Source organism: Clostridium moutaii (assembly GCF_041205085.1).
GTDB classification, from domain to species: domain Bacteria; phylum Bacillota; class Clostridia; order Clostridiales; family Clostridiaceae; genus Clostridium_B; species Clostridium_B moutaii.
In genome coordinates, this window is record NZ_JBGEWD010000004.1 from 126,498 (window position 1) to 151,415 (window position 24,918).

The window sequence follows — 24,918 nt, forward strand, 5'->3', positions numbered from 1 at the left end:
TTGCTAAATTTTAGAGGAGGTCTTTTTATGAATTCAATAGTACTGGTAATTATAGGTGCTCTTGTACTGGTTTTAGGCTATAGGTTTTATGGCTCCTGGATTGCAGCCAAAGTACTGGTTTTAGATGAAACTAGAGAAGTGCCATCTAAAAAGTTTGAGGATGGACATGATTACGTTCCCACTAACAAGTGGATATTACTTGGTCATCACTTTGCTGCAATTGCAGGTGCTGGGCCACTAATAGGACCAGTTTTAGCTGCTCAATTTGGTTATCTTCCTGGTACACTTTGGATATTAATTGGTGGTGTACTAGCTGGAGGAGTCCACGACATGGTAATTCTATTTGCTTCAGTCAGGCAAGATGGACAATCTATTGCAGAGATTGCCAGAAAAAACCTGGGTGAAAGAATGGGTTATATCACATCGATTTCAGTAATATTCATATTAATAATAACAATGGCAGGTCTGGGCCTTCCAATTGTTAATTCACTTTACAACAGTCCATGGGGAACCTTTACAGTTGGTTTTACCATTCCAGTAGCAATTTTCATAGGTATTTATCTTAAATTTATAAGGCCAGGCAAAATAGCTGAAGCCACAATTATTGGTATGGCACTTATACTACTTGGAGTTGTCTTAGGGCCTTATATTCAACATACTGCTCTAGCTCCTTATTTAACTTTTAATACCAAACAGATGTCACTTATTTTAGCTATATATGGTTTTTGCGCAGCTGTTCTTCCTGTATGGCTTTTACTGCTGCCAAGAGATTATCTAAGCACTTACATGAAGCTGGGTGTTATAGCATTATTGGTAATAGGTATTATACTGGTCAGACCAACCCTTCAGATGCCGGCCCTTACTAAATTTATAGGCGGCGGCGGACCTATTGTTCCCGGTAAGGTATTTCCATTTGTATTTATAACCATAGCTTGTGGTGCCTTATCAGGTTTTCATTCACTAATTGGTACAGGTACTACACCTAAGCTCATTTCAAATGAAAAGGATATCCTTCCTATAGGATATGGTTCCATGGTTATAGAATCTTTTATAGCTTTAATGGCTTTAATAGCTGCAACCTGTCTTCCAACTGCTGATTACTTTGCAATAAACTCCGCACCAGCTGTATTTGCAAAATTAGGCATGGTTCCAAAGGAATTACCTATGTTGTCTCAGATGGTGGGGGAACAATTAGCTGGAAGAACTGGAGGATCCGTATCTCTGGCAGTTGGTATGTCTTATGTATTTTATAAGATACCAGGTCTGGAACAGCTGATGTCCTATTGGTATCATTTCTGCATAATGTTCGAGGCATTATTTATTTTAACTACTATAGACTCAGGCACCAGAATAGGAAGATATTTAATTCAGGATTTGGCCGGCAATTTGTATAAACCTCTTGCTAAAAAAGATTCCTGGTTTAATATAATATTATTTAGTTTTATCATGTCATTTGCCTGGGGCTACTTGCTGTATACGGGTAATATATCAACCATTTGGCCTCTGTTTGGTGTAGCCAATCAGAGTCTGGCGGCTATAGCCTTTGCAATTGGTACTTCAGTGCTTATACGGATGGGCAAGAAAAAATATATACCACTTACAGTACTGCCAATGGCCTTTATAAGCGTGGCAACATTAACAGCATCAGTTGAAAATATAACTGGGAATTATATACCAAATGGCAAAACCTTACTTACAATATTATCTTTTATACTAATAGCTATATTAATAGTTATACTCTACGAGAGTATTAGACACTGGATTTCAGATTTAAAATCCGGAGACTTTGACAAAGTCAGCGAAAACAAAGTTATCTAACAATGAGGTTGTCTCAAAATAAATTTTGAGACAACCTTTTTTTAAGACACCATGAGGTCAGAACCTAAGGTTTTCAGATATCGTTTACATTTGAATTAATACCATTTATACTCTATTTTTGTCGCTTCATCTCATATTGGCTGAATTAATTGAAAATTCATGCTATAATATACTTGACAACTTGTGTCAATATTTTATAGGGGGGAGTTTACATGAACTCGATAGTGCTGGTAATTATAGGAGCTCTTGTACTGGTTTTAGGCTATAGGTTTTATGGATCATTTATAGCCGCAAAGGTCCTGGTCTTGGATGAAACCAGAGAAGTACCATCTAAAAAATTTGAAGATGGACATGACTATGTTCCTACAAACAAGTGGATATTACTTGGACACCATTTTGCCGCAATAGCAGGTGCAGGTCCATTAATCGGACCAGTTTTAGCCGCCCAGTTTGGGTATCTACCAGGTACACTCTGGATTTTAATTGGAGGTGTATTTGCAGGTGCTGTTCATGACATGGTAATCCTGTTTGCTTCAGTTAGACAAGATGGTGAGTCCATTGCTGAAATTGCCAGAAAAAATCTGGGGGAAAGAATGGGATTTGTAACCTCAATTGCAGTTATATTCATACTGATAATAAGCATGGCAGGTCTTGGACTTCCTGTTGTCAATTCACTTTACAACAGTCCATGGGGTACCTTTACAGTTGGTTTTACCATTCCAGTAGCAATTTTCATAGGTATTTATCTTAGATTTATAAGACCTGGTAAAATAGCCGAAGGTACGGTCATAGGCATGGTACTTATACTAGTAGGAGTTATATTAGGACCTTATATTCAACATACTNGATTTATAAGACCTGGTAAAATAGCCGAAGGTACGGTCATAGGCATGGTACTTATACTAGTAGGAGTTATATTAGGACCTTATATTCAACATACTGCCTTGGCTCCTTATTTAACTTTTAATACCAAGCAGATGTCACTTATTTTAGCTGTATACGGTTTCTGTGCTGCTGTTTTACCTGTATGGCTCTTGCTATTGCCAAGGGATTATTTAAGCACCTACATGAAATTGGGCGTTATCGCATTACTGGTAATAGGTATTATACTGGTTAGACCAACCCTTCAGATGCCAGCCCTTACTAAATTTATAGGCGGCGGAGGACCTATTGTGCCCGGAAAGGTATTTCCATTCTTATTTATAACTATAGCCTGTGGTGCACTGTCAGGATTTCACTCGCTTATAGGTTCTGGTACTACACCTAAACTTATTTCAAATGAAAGAGATATACTTCCTATAGGCTTTGGTTCAATGCTCATAGAATCCTTTATAGCGCTGATGGCACTAATAGCTGCGACCTGCCTTCCAACTGCAGATTATTTTGCAATAAATTCAACGCCGGCTGTATTTGCAAAACTAGGTATGCTTCCAAAGGAACTACCTATGCTGTCACAAATGGTGGGAGAAAACCTGGCAGGCAGACCTGGTGGTGCCGTATCCCTGGCAGTAGGCATGTCTTACGTATTCTACAAAATACCGGGTATGAAAGGCCTAATGTCTTATTGGTACCACTTCTGTATAATGTTTGAAGCATTATTTATTTTAACTACCATAGATTCCGGCACCAGAGTAGGCAGATATTTACTTCAAGATCTATTTGGTAAGGTATACAAACCTTTTGCAAAGAAAAATTCCTGGCCAAATATAGTATTCTTTAGTCTTTTGATGTCCTTTACCTGGGGATACCTACTTTATACCGGCAATATATCTACCATTTGGCCAATGTTTGGTACAGCAAACCAGATGCTGGCGGCTATAGCTTTTGCCATTGGTACTACAATAATCATAAAAATGGGCAAACAGAAATATGCCATGATAACCGTAATTCCAATGATAGCTATAACCATAATAACTGTTACAGCTGCCTTTTCAAATATATTCGGCAATTATTTGCCTAAAGGTGAAATACTTCTAGCCGTACTTTCTATAATACTTCTGGTACTTCTCGTAATTATAATATACGAAAGTGTTAAAGTATGGATAAGGGATTTTAAAAATATAAAATCTCCTGAAAAAGATACTATGGCATAAAAACTTATCCACAATGTGAATAAAAACTTATTCACATTGTGGATTTTTATAGGCACTTTATTTACTCAAATAAATTTACTAAACTTTTAAATATATTTTTATTTTCCTTTATTTTTTGTTCATTTCCCAGAACACATATATTATTTTTATCCATTGCACTGGAAATAAGTTCTGAAAATCTTTTTATATCTTCCACTTTGGTATTTAATATTTCTTTCCTTTCTTTTTGTAAATCTTCATAAGTCACATGCCTTATATAATTTTCCACGGCACGTTCTCCTTTCATAGAGGGTGAAAGGGGAGAATCCAGATCTGATATGGTCCCTATTATATATTTATTCATCTGTCTATTATCTGCACTAAAATTTTTAAAAAACTCACCGGCCCTGTCATACACTTCAATTGTATGTTTTAAATTAGGATCTCTATAAGAGGTAAAAAACATATTGCCATTTCTCTGGAAAGAGGCAAAACTTCCATATGCTCCCCCCTGAACTCTTACCTGATTCCACAGATATTCATAATTTGCTATGGATCTTAAGACCTGCAAGCTTCCACTATAGGAATATCCAAGCTCAATATAATTATACGCTTTAGCTACATATTGTATTTTTGAAGAGGTCATAAGCCCTTCATTTTTAGCCTCTAAATCAAATTCATATGGAATCTTAGGTGCTTTATTGTCTTTCAATCCAGACAGCAAACCATCTATATTACTTTCAAAATTATCATAATCCGCTTCATCACAGGTAATATTTAAAATCAAATTATTTTTATTAAATATTTCCTTGGAAACTTCCTTTAGATTTTCACTTATTTCCTCTGCCTTATTTTCAAAGTTATTTTCCAGATCAGATATAAATTTATAAAATTCCAGTCCGCCCAACATATCCTCATATTTACTCATGGGAGAAAAGTATGAAGATACATGATTTGCAACCACTACATGACCTTTTTCAAAAATAGTCATTTCAATTCTGGATTTGGTTTCCTCAATTACTTCCTTCAACCTTTTTTTCTCATCAAATTTAGTATGATTTATTACATCATTTAATATTGAAATCAATTTTCCCAGATTATTTACAAGTACCTTCGAGCTTACTATAAACTTAGGGTAAAACTCTCTGCTGTCTCCATTTTTTGCAAAAGGTTGAGATGAATAGTTTATTCCACCTGTATATATATTTATTTCTTTTGCCAAATCCTCATAATAATAATTTTCAGTACTGATCTTTCCAAGCACTGTACTTAAAATTGATATATATGGAATCAATTTTTCTTTTACACCCTCTGTATTGAAATACAGATTTATATAATAAATCCCATTGGTAAATACAGGATAAAACAGCACTTCCATTTCCCCAATTTTCTTTTTTGTAAGTTGTAGCTTTTTAGCGTCAGGTTCTATATCTTCTATGGACAAAAGAGGTATCTTCATCAAATCCTCTTTACTATCCTGGGTTATCTGTCTTTTCTTTAATTTTAATGTATCTTGAATTATCTTTTCAATTTCATCATCTGAAAGGCTGTTTTTAAAGGCTTTCAATTTTTCCTTTAACAGTGCATCCTTTTTTTCTTCAAGTTCCTTTTTAGGTTTAACTATGAGCATAGAACTGTGTTTATTCTTTAGAATATATTTATCAATAAGGTTTTCAAAATACTTATTGTCTAACTGGGATTTTATTTTATCTAATACGGATTCATAAGTAAGATGGTTCCATGGTTCTTCATCATATAGCCAGCTGTCCATACACTTCATTCCATATATTAATCCCTTGGGATATCCTTTATAATCTGCTTCTCTAAGCTGAAATTCCTTTATGTTTATAGATGCCTCCATCAACTTTTTATCAATACCCTTAGTTATAATATTTTCCAAAGTTTTCTCAACTATTTCTTCAAATCTATTTTTTTCTTTTTCATTGGAGCCTTTAACTACTATTCCAAACATGGGTTGAAGCATGCCGGATTCAAACACTCCAAATACATCTTTACCTATACCTGCATCAATCAATGCCTTTTTAAGAGGAGAGGATGGGGTCTCCAAAAGCAAATGCTCAAGTATATCAAATGCTAAATACAATTCATTATCTACAGCTGTGCCTATAGAATAGTTCATACTTAAAAAAGTCTTATCCTTCTCTTTTTCAGCACTGGAAATAGGATATTCTATTATCATTTCTCTCTGCTTGTCAAAAGGTTTCTGTGTCAATATGGCAGAGTTTACTTCTCTTTTGGTAAAATGACTTAAATATTCACTGTCCAAAAATTTAAGTTTCTCCTGTATATCCATATCGCCATACAGATATATATAACTATTGGATGGATGGTAATACCTACTGTGGAAATCCAAAAATTGCTGCTGTGTAAGTTGTGGTATTACATCAGGATCGCCTCCGGATTCTACTCCATATTGAGTATCAGGATAAAGTGATTCAAGCATCTTTCTAAATAATATTGATTCTGGAGATGAAAATGCTCCCTTCATCTCATTGTAAACCACACCTTTATATGTCATATCATCTTCTTTGCTGTTAAGCTCATAATGCCATCCTTCCTGCATCATAATTTCAGGATACTTATATATATTAGGTTGAAAAACTGCATCAAGATATACGTCCATAAGATTTACAAAATCCTTGTCATTTACACTGGCCACCGGATACATGGTCTTATCAGGAAAAGTCATTGCATTTAAAAAAGTGTTAAGTGAACCTTTTACCAATTCTACAAAAGGTTCTTTCACCGGAAATTTTTTTGAACCACAGAGTACAGAATGTTCAAGTATATGCGGTACCCCTCTACTGTCATCTGGTGGAGTTCTAAAGCTTATTGAAAACACCTTATTATCATCTTCATTTTTTAAAAAGAATAATCTTGCACCACTTTTTTCATGATGAAAAAGCATTCCAACAGAGTTTATCTCCTCTAGTTTTTTTTGTTCCAGCAGTTTAAAACCACTATACATTTCCCCTACATGCATGTCACCAATTCTCCTTTATAATTTTATTTACTTTACCTATATGAATCTTCTTATTCCTTAATCCAACTCTCTAATTTATCATAACACTCTGATGCTTCTCTATACCCCTGATTGTATAATTCCGTAAGTCTGTGTTTATTTTTTTCTATTCTCTTCACCTTTAATGGCTGTTTAGGTCTGATTACAAAAACTTTACCTTCTCTTTTAAGCTTTTCTATATAACTTAAAGTACTGTTGTACTTTCTGTACCTGTTGATCATGGCCTCAACCAGTCCGTCATAACCAGAATATATTTTTCTGGCTAAAAGTTTCATCTTAAAAGGTTTTTTTACATAATTATTATTCCTCGTTAAAATAATTATATTTTTTTTATTGCCATCTTTTATAGATTTTTTTATGGGTATGGGATCCGAAATTCCTCCATCCAATAGATTCAATCCTCTGAATTTCACCATGGAGGCCATAAATGGCAGACTGCTGGAGGCCCTTATTGCTTTAAATATTTCTTTGTTCTGACACTCATTTTTTTCAAAATATACTGATTTACCGCTATTACAATCTGTAGTACCAACTATAAATTTTTCTTTTGCACTATTAAAAGTATCTATATCAAATATCTCCAGTTTGTTTGGTATTTCATTAAATATAAAATCCGCTCCAAAAATCCCCTTTTTAAATATGAGGTTTCTATAACTTAGATACCTTGGATCATCTATATAGTTTATATTTATCTTCTTATTTCTTCCCTTTTGTCGCGAAATATATGAGCATGCATTACAAGCTCCCATAGAAACCCCTATAATATAAGGTAAATATAAATTTTTTTCCATAAATAAGTCCAATACCCCAGCAGTATACAGTCCTCTCATTCCTCCGCCTTCTAAAACCAATCCTATATTCTCCATAAATTTTGCCCTTCTTTCATTCTGTATATTATATATTTCCCAGGTAAAACTTTATTATTAATATATTATTCTAACATATCTAGTTCAGTTAGTGAAGTTATGATATTAAATTTTAAAATATATAAACTTGATAAAATAAATAAGCACTGTTGAAATTCTATTTGCCGAAGAATTTTTAACAGTGCTTATTATATGATTATTTTTCTCAGTTTTATTATTTCAATTTGATTAAGAGTTCACCAGTTTTAACTCTTTGTCCTTCTTTTACAAACACCCCTTCAACTACACCTGAAACAGATGACGTAACATTTGTCTCCATTTTCATAGCCTCTATTACAATTAAACTCTGGCCTTTCTTAATTTCATCCCCTGTTTTTACCAGTATCTTGATAATATTTCCCGGAATACTTGCTCCTATTTCTTTATCATTATCTGGATCTGCCATAACAGATGAACTTTCCTGAATCCCAGAAGCAGCAAAAAGTGATTTATCCTTTATTCTTATATCTCTCTTATTTCCATTTACCTCAAATACCAGAAATCTATAACCCTCAGAATCGGCTTTTGTGATGTCTAATAATTGTATATACAAACTGCGCCCCTGGCCTACTTCAACTTCACAAAATTCACCTTCAGAGAGGCCATAAAAAAAGGTACTGCTTTCCATATGGCTGAGATCTCCAAAATCATCTACATACTTTAGATAATCCTCAAATACATCAGGATAAAGAGCATAACTGATAATTTCCTTTTCATCAAATTTTCTTTTATACTTTTTCATTAAATATTCTTTTATCTTTGCAAAATCTTCAGGTGGAAGAAATTGCCCCGGTCTTCCCGCTAAAGGCTTCTCACCTTTCAATACCAGCTTTTGAAGTTTCTCAGGAAATCCTCCCATGGGCTGACCCATCATACCTTTAAAATATGAAACTGTGGAATCAGGAAAGTTCAGAGTTTTTCCCTTGTCATATATGTTTTTTTCATCTAAATTATTTTGTACCATGAATATAGCCAAATCCCCTACCATTTTAGAAGAAGGTGTTACCTTAACTATGTTCCCAACCATGTTATTTACTTTTTTGTACATGTCTTTTACATCTTCAAAACGATCTCCCAATCCAAAACTATCCACTTGAGGTTTGAGATTGGAATATTGTCCTCCAGGAATTTCATATTTATATATTTCTGCAGTACTTGATTTTAACCCAGATTCAAACTGACTATATACAGGCCTTACATCTTCCCAGTAATTAGATATTTTTTGAAGATTATCCACATCAAGTTCAGTATCTCTTTCCGTATTTTGCAGTGCTGTCACTATAGAATTTAATGAAGGCTGACTTGTAAGCCCTGACATACTGCTAAAGGCAGTATCTACGATATCCACACCTGCTTGAGAAGCCATAATAAGTGTGGCAACTCCATTGCCGGTGGTATCATGAGTATGAAGATGTATTGGTATGGATATCTCATTTTTAAGTGCCTTTACAAGTTTATACGCAGCATAGGGTTTTAGCAATGCAGACATATCCTTTATACCTAAAATGTGAGCTCCAGTTTTCTCTATCTCTTTGGCTAAATTTACATAATACTGTAAGGTATATTTATCTTTATGCTCATCTATAATATCTCCTGTATAACACATACAAGCTTCTGCTATTTTACCTTGATTTAATACTTCATCTATAGCAACTTCCATTCCCTTTAACCAATTTAGAGAGTCAAATATTCTAAAAACATCAATACCTGAATTAGCTGATTGCTTTATAAATTCTCTTATAACATTGTCCGGATAATTCTTATATCCCACTGCATTAGCTCCTCTTAAAAGCATCTGAAACAAGACATTAGGTATTTTTTCTCTAAGTTTTTCAAGCCTTTCCCATGGTGATTCTTTTAAAAATCTATATGCTACATCAAAAGTGGCACCTCCCCACATTTCCATGGAGAACAGATCTTTTGCCAGTACTGATTGAGCCCGTGCTATCTTTAACATATCCCTGGTTCTCATTCTAGTAGCCATAAGAGATTGATGGGCATCTCTCATAGTAGTATCTGTAATGAGGAGTTTCTTTTGAGATTTTATCCAATTGACAAGACCTTCTTGTCCTTTCTCATCCAGTATCTGTTTTGTTCCTTTAAGTTTTAATTCTTCTTGCACCTTGGGAACAACAGGTACATTAAAACTTGGCTTTTTACCGTGGGTTTCATTAATCACCTTTTCCCCTATAAACTTCATTATTCTCAATTCTCCATCTACCTTGGGAACTATGTTAAATAACTCCGGAGTATCTTCAATGAAATTTGTATCACATTCCCCTCTGTGGAATTTTTCATTATTCAATACATTTATCAAAAAATCCACATTTGTCTTTACTCCTGATATAACTGTTTCTCTTATGGAACGTATGGACTTTCTTATTGCATCCTCAAAAGTTCTGGACCAAGATATGTCCTTTACAAGTAAACTATCATAATAGGGACTTATAACTGCTCCTGTAAATCCATTTCCACCATCCAGTCTTATTCCAAATCCAGATCCTGTCCTATACATATCTATTCTTCCAGTATCCGGTGCAAAATTGTTAAGCGGATCCTCTGTGGTAATTCTGCATTGTATAGCATATCCATTTAATTTAATATCATCTTGAGAATTTATACCTATTTCTTTTGAGTTCAGTGCATAACCTTCAGCAACAAGTATCTGGCTCTGAACAATGTCTATTCCAGTAACCATTTCACTTACTGTATGTTCCACTTGAATTCGGGTATTCATCTCTATAAAATAGTGATTTCCATTTTTATCTAATAGAAACTCCAATGTGCCTGCACTTCTATATCCTACACTTCTTGCAATCTTCAGCGCATCTTCGCATATAGCATTTCTTTTCTCATCTGACAGAGCTATAGATGGGGTAAACTCTATTACTTTTTGATGTCTTCGCTGTATGGAACAATCTCTTTCATACAAATGCACGATATTTCCATATTTATCGCCAAGAACCTGAACTTCAATATGCTTAGGACCTTCGATATACTTTTCAATAAATATATCTTCCGAACCAAAAGCTTTTTTAGATTCACTTTTAGCACTATTATATGATTCTACAAGATCTTCTTCTTTTTTTACTATCCTCATTCCTCTGCCGCCGCCGCCTGCTGCTGCCTTAATCATAACAGGATATCCACAAAAGCTGGCAAATTCCAAGGCCTGCTGCTCTGTTCTTATGGGTTTTTGAACTCCCGGTATGGTAGGTACCCCTGCCTCCTTAGCTGCCACTTTAGACTTTATCTTATCACCAAGCATTTCCATCATATCTGAGGTTGGTCCAATAAACTCGATACCGGCTTCTTCACATCTTCTTGCCAATTCAGGGTTTTCTGCTAAAAAACCATATCCAGGATGTATTGCATCAACCTTTTTTCTTAAAGCTATATCTATTATTTCATCAATATTTAAATACGCTTCCACTGGATTCTTACTCTTCCCTATTAAATAAGATTCATCTGCCTTGGTTCTAAAAAGAGATCTCTTGTCTTCGTTTGAGTATATTGCCACAGTGGTTATTCCCAATTCTTCACAAGCCCTGAATATTCTTATTGCAATTTCACCCCTGTTTGCTACAAGTACTCTTTTAAATTTACTCATAAATTACCCATCCCCTTTATAAAAATTATATATTTTGCATATTTATTAGTTATATCATTAAATTCGAGCAACATAATACTATTATATATAAGTATTAAAATTATTTCAATTGAATTAGAATTTTTTTACACCTGCATATATTAGTTTCAATCAGCTTCTATGTAATTAATACCTTATTCCATATTCAACCTTTAGTTACCATATATTTTTTCGTTTAACATCCAACACATATTTGCAATTTTTTTTCATTTACGAAATCAATATTGATACAAATCATTATATATCCTACAGACATTTTTGTAAATAGTATACCATATATATTATTTATGTTACTCTATATTTATGATAAAATATCCAATAGTATGCCACAGTGAAACTCCTTCTCCCTTTGGTCGAATGAGTGCTCAAAGAGTAAGCGACCATATTAAAATCAAAGATTTTGTATGTCTGCTTAACCGATTCACACCAAATCAGAGATTTGGGTTCTCTGCTTATCTTTCTCCTAGCTTTAGATTGGGGATGGCATTCAAACTTAGGGAACTGATATTACCCTTAATATATTCAAAATAGGCAGCACTTCCTATCATTGCTGCATTATCAGTGCAGAGCACAAAGTCCGGAAACAAGACTTCTACATTATTGTCGTGCCCCTTCCTAATCAATGTCTCCCTTAGATAAGTGTTGGCTGCCACTCCTCCTGCCACAGCCATTTTATCTACATTTTTTAACTTGCATGCTTTTAATGCATTATCAACTAAGAAACTCACTACAGCTTCTTGGAAAGATGCCGCTACATCAGCTCTATTTATAGGTTCGTTTTTCATTTCCTTCTGATTTAAATAATTTAATACGGAAGATTTCAGCCCACTGAAAGAAAAATCAAGAGAACTATTATCATGAAAATTGGCCCTTGGAAATTTAATAATTCCAGAGTTTCCCTCTCTGGCCAATTTATCAATTTTAGGCCCTCCCGGATATCCAAGTCCAATAGCTCTAGCCACCTTGTCATAAGCCTCTCCTGCAGCATCATCTCTAGTTTGACCTAGTACTTCAAATTTTCCATGATCCCTCATGTAAACCAGATAAGTATGCCCTCCAGACACTACCAGGCACACAAAAGGTGGCTCTAAATCCTTATATTGTATAAAATTAGCACTTATATGACCCTCTATATGATTTACTCCAATTAAAGGCTTGTGAAGTGCATAAGCAAGTCCTTTTGCATACTGCAGTCCTACAAGAAGTGCGCCTACAAGCCCCGGTCCATAGGTAACTCCTACGGCATCTATATCCTTAAATTCCATTTTAGCTTCTTCCAAGGCCTGCTTTACTACTATACTTATAACTTCTATATGCTTTCTAGATGCCACTTCCGGCACCACACCTCCAAATTTTTTATGAATATCTATTTGTGAAGATATTATATTAGACAACACATATCTCCCATTAATCACTACAGCTGCAGAAGTTTCATCGCAGCTGCTTTCAATAGCCAATATTTTTATATCCTTATCCATAGATAACCTTTTACCTTTCCATTTAAGTTATTACGATTTTATATCTATACCATTGAATTATACTACTTATTTTTTTTACAGTATAGTATGGTTTCAAGTTTAATCTTCCTAATATACCTTTAATACTTATTGTAAAATCATATATGGTATAATGTATGATAAAGATATATTTAATCTTTAAATTCAATAATATACCGGGGAGTGAAATATGAATAAATCCTATGCTAAAATTATGGTAAAAGGTTCTCCTATAACTAAATCAAATTTTAAATTATTTAATATAAGCGGGAGAGCTATTTTACCCTGCAATTCAGGTAAATATCATGACAGATATGCACTGTATGAAGAACAAATAGCTTATGAATGCAGGAGTCAAAATCCTGGGACAGTTATATCGGAATCCTTAATAGCTGTATTAAAAGTGTACTATAAAAGTAAAAAAAGGCATCCTGATACCAGCAATATAACTAAAAGTATATTTGATGGAATTGAGAAGAGCGGTCTTATAATAAATGACGCTCAAATTCGTAAAATAATAATAGAAGAGTTTTATGATGAAAGTAATCCAAGATTTGAACTGGAGCTATTTGGTGAAAGTCATTATAATCTAAAATATAATATTTTTGAAAATGATATTATAGAGGAAGAGATAAATTATTCATCTCCTCCTAATAGAAAAAAGCTTTATAATAATAACAAAAAAATACAAACCTCCAGGGAACAATCTTCAAATCCCAGATGCCAGATCTGCGGCAAAATTCTTCAGGCTAATGAAATAATATCCGCAGACAAGGGAAATACCCTAATATGTAAAAATTGTTTTAACAAGCTGTTTAAGTAGTTATTGACTATACATAAATTTATACCAGTATATAAATTTATGTATATATCTTACTTCTTAAAAAAATTATCAATTATCTTTTCCGCCATTCTTTTTTCTATATTGGCTTTTACAACCAGCATTATTACAATCACTACAAGTTCATCTAAATTTTCTTGTGAATCTCCAGTATGAATCCCCGAATTCTCATCTAAAATATTGTCTTCTTTAATTTTATTCTCAAAGTCCTCTACAAAAGATTCTACCTGATCATTTTCTATCTTTAAGAACTTTCTGTATACGTTGTTTAAACTTTCTTCATGATCTTCTCCCGACATTATAGAATTTACTATAGGTGAAAATAGGTTCTGGATATCACTTATGGATAAGATTTGTTTTAAATAATAAGTCAATATAATTAAAATCATATGCTGCTTGGAATATTTTTTTTTCTTAGGAGGCATGAGTATACCTGCTTTAGTATAGTTATTTATCATGGTTTTAGTAATAGTATTATCTTCTTTATTTCTTTTCAAATATCCTAATTTGTCTTCGATAAATGTAGTTACCTGATCCATATAAAGATCTATATCCGGTATATTTTCAAGTTTTAATTGTGTAAAATTCTGAAGCTCTTCTATTAATTTTTCCAATGTATTTTTGTCCATATTCAAATCCTCCACTTCACAAGTAATACATTATATATTAAATTTTCCTTATATCCAACAATACTATTATAACATAGAATAACTACGTCTCTAATTTAAGTATCATATAATTATTATTGTTTATTGTAAAAAAGGCGTAGAAATTTTCCACGCCTTTTACATTATGCAGTTTTATTATTTTTGTTAATCTTATCAATTTTCTTAGTAGCTATAATATTTACTCCTGAGTCCACTACATTTTCTAATATAACATCTCCTATATTTACAGGGGCCTTGACTACTATTCCCTTTAGTGCCTTTATACAGTCAAATATCTTTTCTTTAGGTATATCCCTTTCTGTCTTTACAGGAACTACATCTATTTCTCCACCTTCTACGTATACGGAAGAAGTAACTATTCTAGTAGGATTAGTACATTCCTTTTTTCCGTACTCTTCTCCTCTTTTACAAGTATTCCCTGTAACTTCCACCACTTTAGCTCCATCCAGTTTAACTAGAAGCTGACATCCCATAGGGCAACCTATACAGGTTAATTCTCTTGTATCCATGCTATTACTCCCCTTCTACCTTTATGGTTATTCTTTTACAATGAGGATATTTATCCAATAAAGCCCTGGTAAGCTTAACTTTTTCCATTTCTCCCGGGGTGAGTATTCTCTTCTTTATATGCATCTCCCTGACATCATCAAAATATACTGCTATAAAGCTGTCTTTGAACACACCGCCAACTCGAAATCTAACATCTATTGACTCTTCCACATTTTCAGGATTTATATATTGAGGCACTGTGTATCTCACTCCATCTACAGCTAAAACCTCTATTTTATCACCGTTAAATCTCTTTCCTTCCACATATTTAGCAGCATTTTTACCTGCATTTACACTTTCTATAGTAACATTGTCAACCAAATCATGAACATGAAGTACATTTCCACAAGCAAATATTCCATCCACATTGGTTTCCAGACTCTCATCCACTACAGGACCTCCGGTTATATTTGACAATTTTACTTCAGCTTTTCTGGAAAGCTCATTTTCCGGCAATAGACCTACAGATAAAAGCAGTGTATCACAAGGTATATACTCCTCTGTACCTTTGATAACTTTTTTATCTTTGCCAACCTGCGCAATAGTCACACCTTCCACTCTTTCTTTTCCCTTTATATCTGTCACCGTATAGCTTAACTTCAATGGAATTCCAAAATCATCAAGGCATTGTACTATATTTCTTTTAAGTCCGCTGGAATAAGGCAAAAGCTCTACTACTGCCTTAACTTTTGCACCCTCCAGTGTCATTCTTCTGGCCATTATAAGTCCTATATCTCCAGAACCCAATATCACTACTTCTTTTCCCGGCATATATCCTTCCACATTTACAAACTTTTGAGCAGATCCAGCTGTATATATTCCTGCACATCTGCTTCCAGGTATATTTATTGCTCCTCTTGGCCTTTCTCTGCACCCCATTGACAAGATTACGGATTTAGCTTTTATTTCAATTATACCATCTTCTTCATTGACGGCTGTTATAATTTTATCCTTATTGAGATCAAGCACCATGGTATTTAATTTATATTGAATCTTCATATCTTTCACTTTGTCTATAAATCTTTGGGCATATTCAGGACCTGTAAGTTCCTCCTTAAAGGTATGAAGCCCAAATCCGTTGTGAATACATTGATTTAATATTCCACCCAGCTGATTGTCTCTTTCCAGTATCAATATATTGTCTATACCTTCTTCTTTCACCGATATGGCTGCTGCAAGCCCTGCAGGACCGCCACCAATTATTACTACGTCATATTCTTCCATATCTCTAACCTCCAATTTATCCAATTCACAATTTGCAATGCACAGTTCATAATTGATGAATATTTTCGGCTGCACCGAAAATTCACCAGACTTGACACTTAAACTGGAACATCCTCTTTGTCTTTTCCCACCAATAAGTTTGAGTGATCTCCAAATTTAGTTACCTCCTGCGGTGAAATCTTCAGTTCTCTCGCCAGAATTTCTACTACTCTAGGTGCACAGAAACCGCCCTGACATCGTCCCATACCTGCTCTTGTTCTCTTTTTAACTCCATCTACACTTCTTGCTCCCAGCGGCCTTCTTATAGCATCTACTATTTCACCTTCTGTAACAGTTTCACATCTGCATATTATTTTTCCATACTTAGGATTTTGGGCAATAATATCTTTTCTTTCTTCATTAGTCATTTCTCTGAATTTAGGTATTCCCTTTCTTATAGGATTAAACCCACTATTTTTTTCCGGTTTTAATTTATCAACTATAATATCTCTAACCATGCTTGCTATGGCAGGTGAGCTTGATAAACCCGGTGATTCAATACCTGCTGCATTTATAAAGTTTTCAGCATCTTCTGCTTCTCCAATTATAAAATCCTCTGTACCATGAGCCCTCAATCCTGAAAATGATGTTATAACCTGCCTCATTGGCAATTGGTTTACACTAAGGGCTGCTTTGGAAATTATGAAATCCAGTCCCTTACTAGTGGTATTTAAATCTTCTTTATTGCCTACATCTTCTGCATCAGGACCTATTAAAAGATTTCCATCTACTGTAGGAGTAATCAAAACTCCTTTCCCCATTTTTGTAGGTAATTGAAATATAGTTCTTGAAACCGTATCTCCAACTGCTTTGTCAAATAAACAATATTCCCCTTTTCTTGGAACTATGTGTATCTTTTTATCACTTACCATATTATTTATCTCATCTGAAAATACACCTGCTGCATTGACTACAATTTTGCTTTCTACATCACCTTTATCAGTCTTTATTAAATAGGATCCCCTGCCTTTAATTATGGAAATCACTTTAGTATTCAATTTAAACTCTGCTCCATTTACAACCGCATTTTCCGCTAGTGCTATAGTCATTTCATAAGGGCAGACTATTGCTCCCGTTGGAGCATATAGTGCAGCAGCTACATCTTTTGATAAATTAGGCTCCATTTCCCTTACTTTATCTCCATCTAATATTTCAATATTGGGAACTCCATTTTCAATTCCCTGCTGCTTTAATTTTTCAAGATTCCCAATTTCATTTTTATCAAAACAAACTACCAGTGAACCTATCCTTTTAAAAGGAAAATCCAATTCTTGGGAAAGTTTATCAAACATTTTATTCCCCTTGGAATTTAATTCACCCTTTAGAGTATGTGGTTTGGCGTCAAATCCAGCATGGACTATAGCACTATTGGCCTTGCTGGTTCCATTTCCCACGTCAGGATCTTTTTCTATAACACATATACTAAGTTTATATCTACATAACTCTCTTGCTATGGCACTTCCAATAACTCCAGCTCCTATAACAGTCACATCAAACATAAAAAATACCTCCTTATAATAGTAAAAAAAGAAAAAGAGCTAACCTTAAGACGTATATACATCTTAAAATTTGGCTCTCTTTTTACTCTGCCATACATTATTATATTCTCTAATTAAATTAAGTCTATCATATAAATATATAATATTCAATAGTAAAAGATAACAAATTGTTATAATTACACTTTACTTATAAGTAAGACTTTTTTCTACAGCAGGTTTATGTTTATATACCATAAAATAGGATATACCCACAAGTACAACTCCTCCTACTATATTTCCAAGAGTTACAGGTATTAAATTGTGTAGGATACCCATGCCATTTATTATTTTATCCTGTGACAGTCCCGAGGCCGCAACAAAAGAAGGATTGGATTTTGCAAACATTCCTGCCGTTAAATAGTACATATTGGCAACACAATGCTCAAATCCACAGGTTACAAATGCCATTATGGGAAACCATATTATTACCACTTTGCTTACTATATCCTTGGCAGCAAAGGCTCCCCATACTGCAAGACAAACTAAAAAATTACATAATATTCCACTGCAGAAAGCAGTCCAAAAAGGCAGTGCTGCTTTTGTTGAAGCCACCTTTATAACTGTTCCGCCTAATTTTCCACTATTCATTCCGAAAACTCCTGCTTTAAATACCAAAAAAGCTATGACAACTGATCCTACAAAATTAAATATATACACAATCACCCAATTCTTAATCATAGGTCCGAATTTTATCTCTTTTCCTGCTAAAGGTACAGCCATAAGACAATTTCCCGTAAAAAGTTCTGCTCCACATATAACAACCAATATAAGTCCTACAGGGAAAACAGCACCTCCTGCAAATTTTGAAAGCCCCACATTGGTTATGCTATGAGATACTACTGCTGAAACCACTCCCCCTATTGCAATAAATGCCCCTGCCAGCATTCCCAATATTGCTTGTTGAGAGACCCTTAATTTTGCTTTAGTACATCCAGCTCCTACTGCAGCATCACATATTTCGTTAGGTTTTAACATATTACTTTCCATACATTTCCCTCCCTTTATAACATCTGTATTTAAACTCATACATTCTAAATATAATCAAGATAATAATTATATATTATAAGGTCAGTTTTGCTATAGTTGCTATGGATACATCTCCTACTACTGCTAAATCTTCTGCTGTAAAATAAAAAGGCACATTGCTATTGAATAATATCTGGGATGAGGGCGGAAACTCTTCATCTCCTTCCCAAATTGCAAAAATAACATATATGTTATTTAAAAATTGAAATTTATAAGCAGCATCACCCATGTCTACTTTCTCTGCTCCTAATTTTTCAAATATTTTTTTAAACCTTTTCACGTCATTTCCAAAGGTTCTGGATAACCTCAAAATACATCTTCCATAGAAGTTATTATAATATACATTTCCCCCATCTACTTCTCTATAGGTCATGTATTTATCGGAAGGTTCCACACCTTTGCCATGAATTAAATACCTTAAAATCAGGGTTTTTGGAGGATAAGCTTCAAGTTGAGAACCGTCTCCACTATATATCTCTCCAGAAGGATATTTTACCATTAAATCTTGTCCCATTAACTTTACAAGTATTTCTCCTGCATTCTCATTAAAAGTACATCCTGTATTTTTAGCCATTACCCCAGGATTAAAATCCTTAAATACAGTTTTGTAATGATCATAGGGTATTTTATCCTTCCTATTTTTCTCTGCATTAATCTTCTCATCCATCTGTTTACACTCCTTAAACTAAATTTTATTTAATCTCAGCACTAATACAGCTTTAATTAATAATTTAGATAAATTCGATTTTTAAAATATACTTCAAAAATCAAATTTATCTAAAAATATAAAATATAGCATTATCACATATGTTCTTCTGCCTTCTTTAACATATCATCCGCTTGTTTCATAAACTCCACTGCTTTTTGAATAAATTGTGAAGTCTCTACTTTTCCCATATCCCTGGCCTTGTTCATCCATTCCGAAAATCCTTCTTCATGAGATTTATTATGCTCTATCCAGTGACCCAATAGTATTTTTAATGTTTTTTCCTCTTTAGTTCCCTCACCGCTCAATATATCATGGGCATGGTTATGATGATCCCCTTCATGACAATGTTCATGTGTATGAATGTGGTCATGGTGGCTATGCTCATGAGTGTGGCATTGATGTTCATTATCCATAGTAAATCCCTCCTATATTGCATTTAACAGCAATTACACAGCTTTCTCTATGACTATTTTATTCTCCAAAAGATTTACCTCTTTTAACATGCCCTCTATTATTTTCTCTTCTCCTAAAATATCCGCTAAAAACAGCTTTCCATTTTCCTTTGGAATTACATTCACTACATATTCCATAATTTTTTGTTCACCTTCGGGTGTTACCAAATATGCTGTTGATTCACACATTTTATTACCTCCTCTTTAACTCACACAAAAACCTCATTATCAACTTACAGATTATATACTTTCTTAATTTAAGTATACTCTTTTTAATATGCTATTAAAATAGTATATTAATTATACCAACCTGAAGTTTTTCAAACAGACTTATTAAGGCATTCTTTAACGGTAGGAAATTTATCTATATCCGTATGTGGTAAAAAGCAGGCAGATACAAACTCATCCATATATTGCGATTCAACACTGAGTTCTACATAAGTCATGCTATTAGCTATTTCTTCTAATTTATGCCTTGCATCTTCGCTCATAAGTGTCAAATAACATCCCATAAGGGAACTATTGCCTATATAGTGAATTTTACTTTGCTCTATATCCGGCAGCATTCCTATTTTCACTGCATTACCTATATCCAGGCTATTTCCTATACCACCTGCTATATATATTTTATCAATTGCAGTAAAATCCATGGCCAAATTATTGAGCAATGTAGTAATTCCAGAATATATAGCTGCTTTTGCTCTGATGAAGTTGTCTATATCCACTTCTGTTATACTGATATCCCTGTCTAAATCATACTGTTCCTTAAATGATAAAATATATTCTCCAATTCCATGTTCGTCAAATCTGATTCTATTGGTATTCAAATCTTTTATGATTTTACCTCTTCTATCTATGATTCCTGTAAACATCATTTCACATATTAAATCTATAATGCCTGAGCCGCATATGCCAAGAGGCTGCTCTTGTCCAATAACACTGATGGTGGGCTCATGATTGCCATCGATCCTGACCTTTTCTATAGCACCAGCTGATGCCCTCATTCCACAACTTATCTCTCCACCTTCAAAGGCCGGTCCTGCAGAACAGGCACAGGTCATTAGATATTCACTATTCCCAAATACTATTTCACCATTGGTCCCTAGATCTATAAAAAGAATATTTTCCTCACTATTCCACATTCCTGAAGACAATACCCCTGAAGATATATCTCCCCCTACATAACTTGCTACAGAAGGTGCCAGATATATAAATGTTTCAGGATTGACCTCTATATTCAGCTCTGAGGCCTTTATAAAAGGTGCCTTTACAAAAGCTGGTATAAAAGGTTCCATCCTGATAAAATTTGAGTATATCCCTAAAAAAAGATGAGACATGGTAGTATTTCCCGCTACAATAAAAGATACCACTTGATCTTTATTTATATTGGAATCCATATACATCTTATTCAGCAGGGGATTTATAGTTTCCTGTATCACTGCATGATTCAATTCCTCAAGTCCATTGCCCTTGGTAGAATACATTATCCTGTTTATAACATCAGCTCCATACTTTATTTGAGCATTTCCCGAAGAGGCCTTTGCAATTAATTCACCATTATATAAATCAACCAAACAAGCTGCTACAGAGGTAGTTCCTATATCCACCGCCACTCCATAAAGTTCCTTGGTTTTATCTCCCTTTTCTATATTGATAATTGTAGTTTTTCCTTTTCCTCTGGGTATATGAGTTATGGTAATTTTAAAATTTGCTTCTCTTAAAAGTTTAGGTATTTTTCTCAATATGGGCAGTCTACAAAATACATTATTATAATTAAGTTGTTTTTTTATATGCCTTTTTAATCTTTCAAAATCAGATATATTATCATCTAAGGTTGGCGGATCCAATTCCAAATATTCTTTTTTTACATAGGTATCAAATTTCATACCACTTTTCAATATCTGTTCCTTAGATCTTTGAAATATATCTTTTTCTCTCCTGCTGGAAAAGTCTTCTATTTTCATTCCATGCATTGAAGATGATTCAGTTTCAGGTATTTCTATAACTGCATTGCCTTCAATGATACTTTGGCAAGCAAGCACATATCCGCTTTTTTTCTGTTCATCAGTAATATGCCTGCTGTTCGTTGAAATCACATTCCCACTAATTACTTTGACCTTACATTTCCCACAGGCTCCACTTCCATTACATGGAGTATCCATAAATATACCTGCTTTTCTCACGGCTTCTAACAGATTATCTCCTTGTGAAACTTCTATTTCCTTGTTATATGGATTAAATTTCATTTTCACCATATTTTGTAAATACCTCCCTTTCAAAAAGCAGCCCCTATTCTATTTCAATTCTAATTCATATTCAGAAGAACTTAATAAACTTTTAACTTCGTTATCATCCTTTATTTTTATCTTTATTATCCACGCATCATAAGGATCCTCATTTATATATTCGGGTTCGTCATCCAACTTCTCGTTAATTTCAATTACCTCACCAGATAATGGAGATATTGTATCCGATGCCTTTTTAGAGGATTCAACTACTCCAAAAGAAGTATCCTTTACAACTTCATCTCCCACCTCCGGCATTTCTACAAATAGTATTTCACCCAGCTGATCCTGTGCAAAATCACTTATACCTATAAGCGCTGTATCTCCTTCGACCTTAGCCCACGTATGCTCTTTGCTATAATATAATTCCTTTGGGAAATTCATAAATACCACCCCTTTTACAATTTTAGATTATTAGGATAATAGTAACAATTATCTTTGTCCCTATTATCCTTGTATTAAATTTACTACATTATAGGATCCATTGTAAGTGCAGGATGTCCTTTTTCTTCTAAAAATTTCATTACATCATCAGATTCTGTAGCTATAGTTTCATCGCATACCATATCTGAAAAATTATCTATACCATATAGCTCTTTAGCTGTCTTATTTAATTTTTCTGCAACAAAATCCTTTAATTCTTTTGGCATCCAAACTATCCTAGAAATTCCGCCTTCAGCTTTCATAAACTTCTTTGATGATATAAAAGGTCTGCCATGTCCCATAAATCCTGGAGTTTGAACTCCACCACCTGTCATGGATGCCAGTTCACCAAATGTCATTCCAAGAGGAGTTGAAGCTGCATATTCTCTATTAACTATTACAACACCATTTGCTTCTGGCATTATACCTGTAATACACTCAAAACATCCACAGGAAGTCATTGGATCCTGTAATATACTATATAATGTAACATTCTGTACAGCACCTTGAGAAATTTTTGAAACAGTTTCGTTTACCTTTTCCCAAATACCTGCATTTTCATCAATTACACCTTCCTTTGGTACTGCCTGACATGGTCCTGTTGGATTTAATTCAAGTGTAGCTTTGGCATCCAACCATGAAACTGCTCCGCAAAGTCCGAGTCTTTCAGGTGTTACTATGCATACATGTGCAGGTGCAAAGGATTGGCAGAGATTACATGAGTAAAAAGTATCAACATTTTCATCAATTAAAGACTCAAGTCTTGCATCTCTCTCTGAATATCTTGGAATAGCATATTTATTTTTGAGCTCTACAGTTTTATCATGATCAGTTATTATAGTTACTTCACATTTATCTGCAACTGAACCAAATTCATCTAATATTTTAGCATATATTACTTCTCCAAAATGTTTCAATCTGAATCCTTTTTCATAAGCCTCCTTACCTATTCTTATCCAGGTAAGATTTCTTTGTCCAACATGCATTACTCCTTCTATATAATTCAAGAAATAGTGAAGCCTTCTTTCAAGTACTGGCTCAAAGTCCTTCTGCATATTAACCCCAGATACTTTGACCAACATTCCAATATCCATTTTTCCTGGTGTTTTCTCTATTGTATCTATATCTGGTCCTATAAGTTCTATTTTGTGATCCTCAACCTGACTTGAATCCACATTCAAAACTAATTCCCAGCCCTCGGATTTACCTCCTCCAAATTCTGCAAACATATCATTTTTTCTTATTCTCTCACCTTCAAAAGCTGCGGCAAAGGCAACTGGAATCGGAATCTCAGTTATCTTTATCTTTATCTTTCTAGCTTCCAGTGAAGTTTTAACAACTTTGTCATAATCTTTTTGAGTTAACAACAATGTAGGAACTTCTGTTACATCCTGGTCAGTTATTACAGGAAAACCAAGTGCTATAGCTCCTGCACCAGCTGAAACTACAAGTTCACTAAGTGGTCCGAAGGCATTTACAAAGGCAGGCACTCTTTCAGCAGTATATTGTAACATTTCCTGTAATGCTCCACCTTTAATTCCTCCAAATATAAGTCCAGCTCTTATAGCTACAGTTACAACATGTATTACAGAGGTAACATCATAACCAAGAGGAATAACTCTGAGGTCAAGTCCCATCTTAACTTTTCCTTCTATTGCCTGATCTATTACCTTTCCAACTAAAAACGTAAGTAATCCTTTGGACTGATAATCTTTTATAACTTTAGCTGCTGTTTCTGAATCCGGACATTCTCCAAGTACAACTGCTACACCTGGTATATCTCCTGTAACCAGCGGTACTCCAAGAGAACGTATTATTGGATCTGATACAAATCCTACACAGGGTTCTGTATATGGAGTATCTGAAAGCACATATTTAGCAGCTTCTATTATTTCTGCTGCCACGGCAGTTGCAAGCCCTGAGTTCAAAGCCTTGTCAAGAATTTCTTCTTCTACTATCAGGCTTCTAACTATATCTAGAGCCTCTTCTAATTGCCCTACATTAGTTATCTTCTTTCCTGTGGCTGCAAAAATTACTGGTAATGAATATGCTGTATCAGGAAATGCTACCTTATAGTCTTTGCCCTTTTCATCTACAGCCTGCTTAACTATGCCCTCTGCTGCTGCTAAAGCCTGTTTTGATCCAGTGAATATAGTTTGAAATAAATTCATTTTTTAGCCC

General features: G+C 34.2%; 18 protein-coding genes. 3 read left to right on the forward strand and 15 right to left on the reverse strand.

Going from position 1 to position 24,918, the window contains the following annotated elements:
- Positions 1-27 precede the first annotated feature (27 nt).
- Positions 28-1,818 carry a carbon starvation CstA family protein gene (locus AB8U03_RS06120; protein WP_369703662.1) on the forward strand — a complete coding sequence of 597 codons (1,791 nt, stop codon included), beginning with the start codon at positions 28-30 and terminating at the stop codon, positions 1,816-1,818.
- 212 nt (positions 1,819-2,030) lie between these two features.
- Positions 2,031-3,911: a carbon starvation CstA family protein gene (locus tag AB8U03_RS06125; protein ID WP_369703663.1), complete on the forward strand. Its 1,881-nt coding sequence runs from the start codon at positions 2,031-2,033 to the stop codon at positions 3,909-3,911.
- 61 nt (positions 3,912-3,972) lie between these two features.
- On the opposite strand, the gene AB8U03_RS06130 is transcribed toward AB8U03_RS06125, so the two are convergent.
- The 4 genes from AB8U03_RS06130 to tsaD form a co-directional block, all read right to left on the reverse strand.
- The gene (locus AB8U03_RS06130; RefSeq protein ID WP_369703664.1) at positions 3,973-6,894 is read right to left on the reverse strand and encodes an insulinase family protein; all 2,922 of its coding nucleotides are present in this window, start codon (positions 6,892-6,894) and stop codon (positions 3,973-3,975) included.
- Between the two features lie 50 nt (positions 6,895-6,944).
- Complete coding sequence (locus AB8U03_RS06135) at positions 6,945-7,799, reverse strand: patatin-like phospholipase family protein (RefSeq protein ID WP_369703665.1); 855 nt, start codon at positions 7,797-7,799, stop codon at positions 6,945-6,947.
- Positions 7,800-8,013: 214 nt separating this feature from the next.
- The gene (locus tag AB8U03_RS06140; RefSeq protein WP_369703666.1) at positions 8,014-11,448 is read right to left on the reverse strand and encodes a pyruvate carboxylase; all 3,435 of its coding nucleotides are present in this window, start codon (positions 11,446-11,448) and stop codon (positions 8,014-8,016) included.
- A 491-nt stretch (positions 11,449-11,939) separates the two neighbouring features.
- Positions 11,940-12,965, reverse strand: coding sequence for a tRNA (adenosine(37)-N6)-threonylcarbamoyltransferase complex transferase subunit TsaD (gene tsaD, locus AB8U03_RS06145; protein ID WP_369703667.1), 1,026 nt, complete (start codon positions 12,963-12,965; stop codon positions 11,940-11,942).
- 208 nt (positions 12,966-13,173) lie between these two features.
- Between tsaD and AB8U03_RS06150 the strand changes: the two genes are divergently transcribed.
- Complete coding sequence (locus AB8U03_RS06150) at positions 13,174-13,806, forward strand: RusA family crossover junction endodeoxyribonuclease (RefSeq protein ID WP_369703668.1); 633 nt, start codon at positions 13,174-13,176, stop codon at positions 13,804-13,806.
- Between the two features lie 50 nt (positions 13,807-13,856).
- On the opposite strand, the gene AB8U03_RS06155 is transcribed toward AB8U03_RS06150, so the two are convergent.
- The 11 genes from AB8U03_RS06155 to acsB form a co-directional block, all read right to left on the reverse strand.
- Positions 13,857-14,453, reverse strand: a complete 597-nt coding sequence (locus AB8U03_RS06155; protein ID WP_369703669.1) for a DUF1836 domain-containing protein — start codon at positions 14,451-14,453, stop codon at positions 13,857-13,859.
- A 161-nt stretch (positions 14,454-14,614) separates the two neighbouring features.
- On the reverse strand, positions 14,615-15,001 hold the full coding sequence (locus AB8U03_RS06160) for a DUF1667 domain-containing protein (protein WP_369703670.1): 387 nt from the start codon (positions 14,999-15,001) through the stop codon (positions 14,615-14,617).
- A gap of 4 nt (positions 15,002-15,005) precedes the next feature.
- Positions 15,006-16,265, reverse strand: coding sequence for an NAD(P)/FAD-dependent oxidoreductase (locus AB8U03_RS06165; RefSeq protein WP_369703671.1), 1,260 nt, complete (start codon positions 16,263-16,265; stop codon positions 15,006-15,008).
- A 98-nt stretch (positions 16,266-16,363) separates the two neighbouring features.
- Complete coding sequence (locus tag AB8U03_RS06170) at positions 16,364-17,803, reverse strand: NAD(P)/FAD-dependent oxidoreductase (protein ID WP_369703672.1); 1,440 nt, start codon at positions 17,801-17,803, stop codon at positions 16,364-16,366.
- A gap of 183 nt (positions 17,804-17,986) precedes the next feature.
- Complete coding sequence (locus AB8U03_RS06175; RefSeq protein ID WP_369703673.1) at positions 17,987-18,829, reverse strand: formate/nitrite transporter family protein; 843 nt, start codon at positions 18,827-18,829, stop codon at positions 17,987-17,989.
- A 73-nt stretch (positions 18,830-18,902) separates the two neighbouring features.
- Complete coding sequence (locus AB8U03_RS06180; protein WP_369703674.1) at positions 18,903-19,535, reverse strand: DUF3786 domain-containing protein; 633 nt, start codon at positions 19,533-19,535, stop codon at positions 18,903-18,905.
- 134 nt (positions 19,536-19,669) lie between these two features.
- The gene (locus AB8U03_RS06185) at positions 19,670-19,990 is read right to left on the reverse strand and encodes a zinc transporter (RefSeq protein ID WP_369703675.1); all 321 of its coding nucleotides are present in this window, start codon (positions 19,988-19,990) and stop codon (positions 19,670-19,672) included.
- 33 nt (positions 19,991-20,023) lie between these two features.
- The gene (locus AB8U03_RS06190; protein WP_369703676.1) at positions 20,024-20,218 is read right to left on the reverse strand and encodes a CooT family nickel-binding protein; all 195 of its coding nucleotides are present in this window, start codon (positions 20,216-20,218) and stop codon (positions 20,024-20,026) included.
- 131 nt (positions 20,219-20,349) lie between these two features.
- Positions 20,350-22,284, reverse strand: a complete 1,935-nt coding sequence (gene acsV / locus AB8U03_RS06195; RefSeq protein WP_369703677.1) for a corrinoid activation/regeneration protein AcsV — start codon at positions 22,282-22,284, stop codon at positions 20,350-20,352.
- Between the two features lie 39 nt (positions 22,285-22,323).
- The gene (gene gcvH / locus AB8U03_RS06200; RefSeq protein ID WP_369703678.1) at positions 22,324-22,698 is read right to left on the reverse strand and encodes a glycine cleavage system protein GcvH; all 375 of its coding nucleotides are present in this window, start codon (positions 22,696-22,698) and stop codon (positions 22,324-22,326) included.
- An 83-nt stretch (positions 22,699-22,781) separates the two neighbouring features.
- Positions 22,782-24,908, reverse strand: a complete 2,127-nt coding sequence (gene acsB / locus AB8U03_RS06205) for an acetyl-CoA decarbonylase/synthase complex subunit alpha/beta (protein WP_369703679.1) — start codon at positions 24,906-24,908, stop codon at positions 22,782-22,784.
- Between the last annotated feature and the right edge of the window lie 10 nt (positions 24,909-24,918).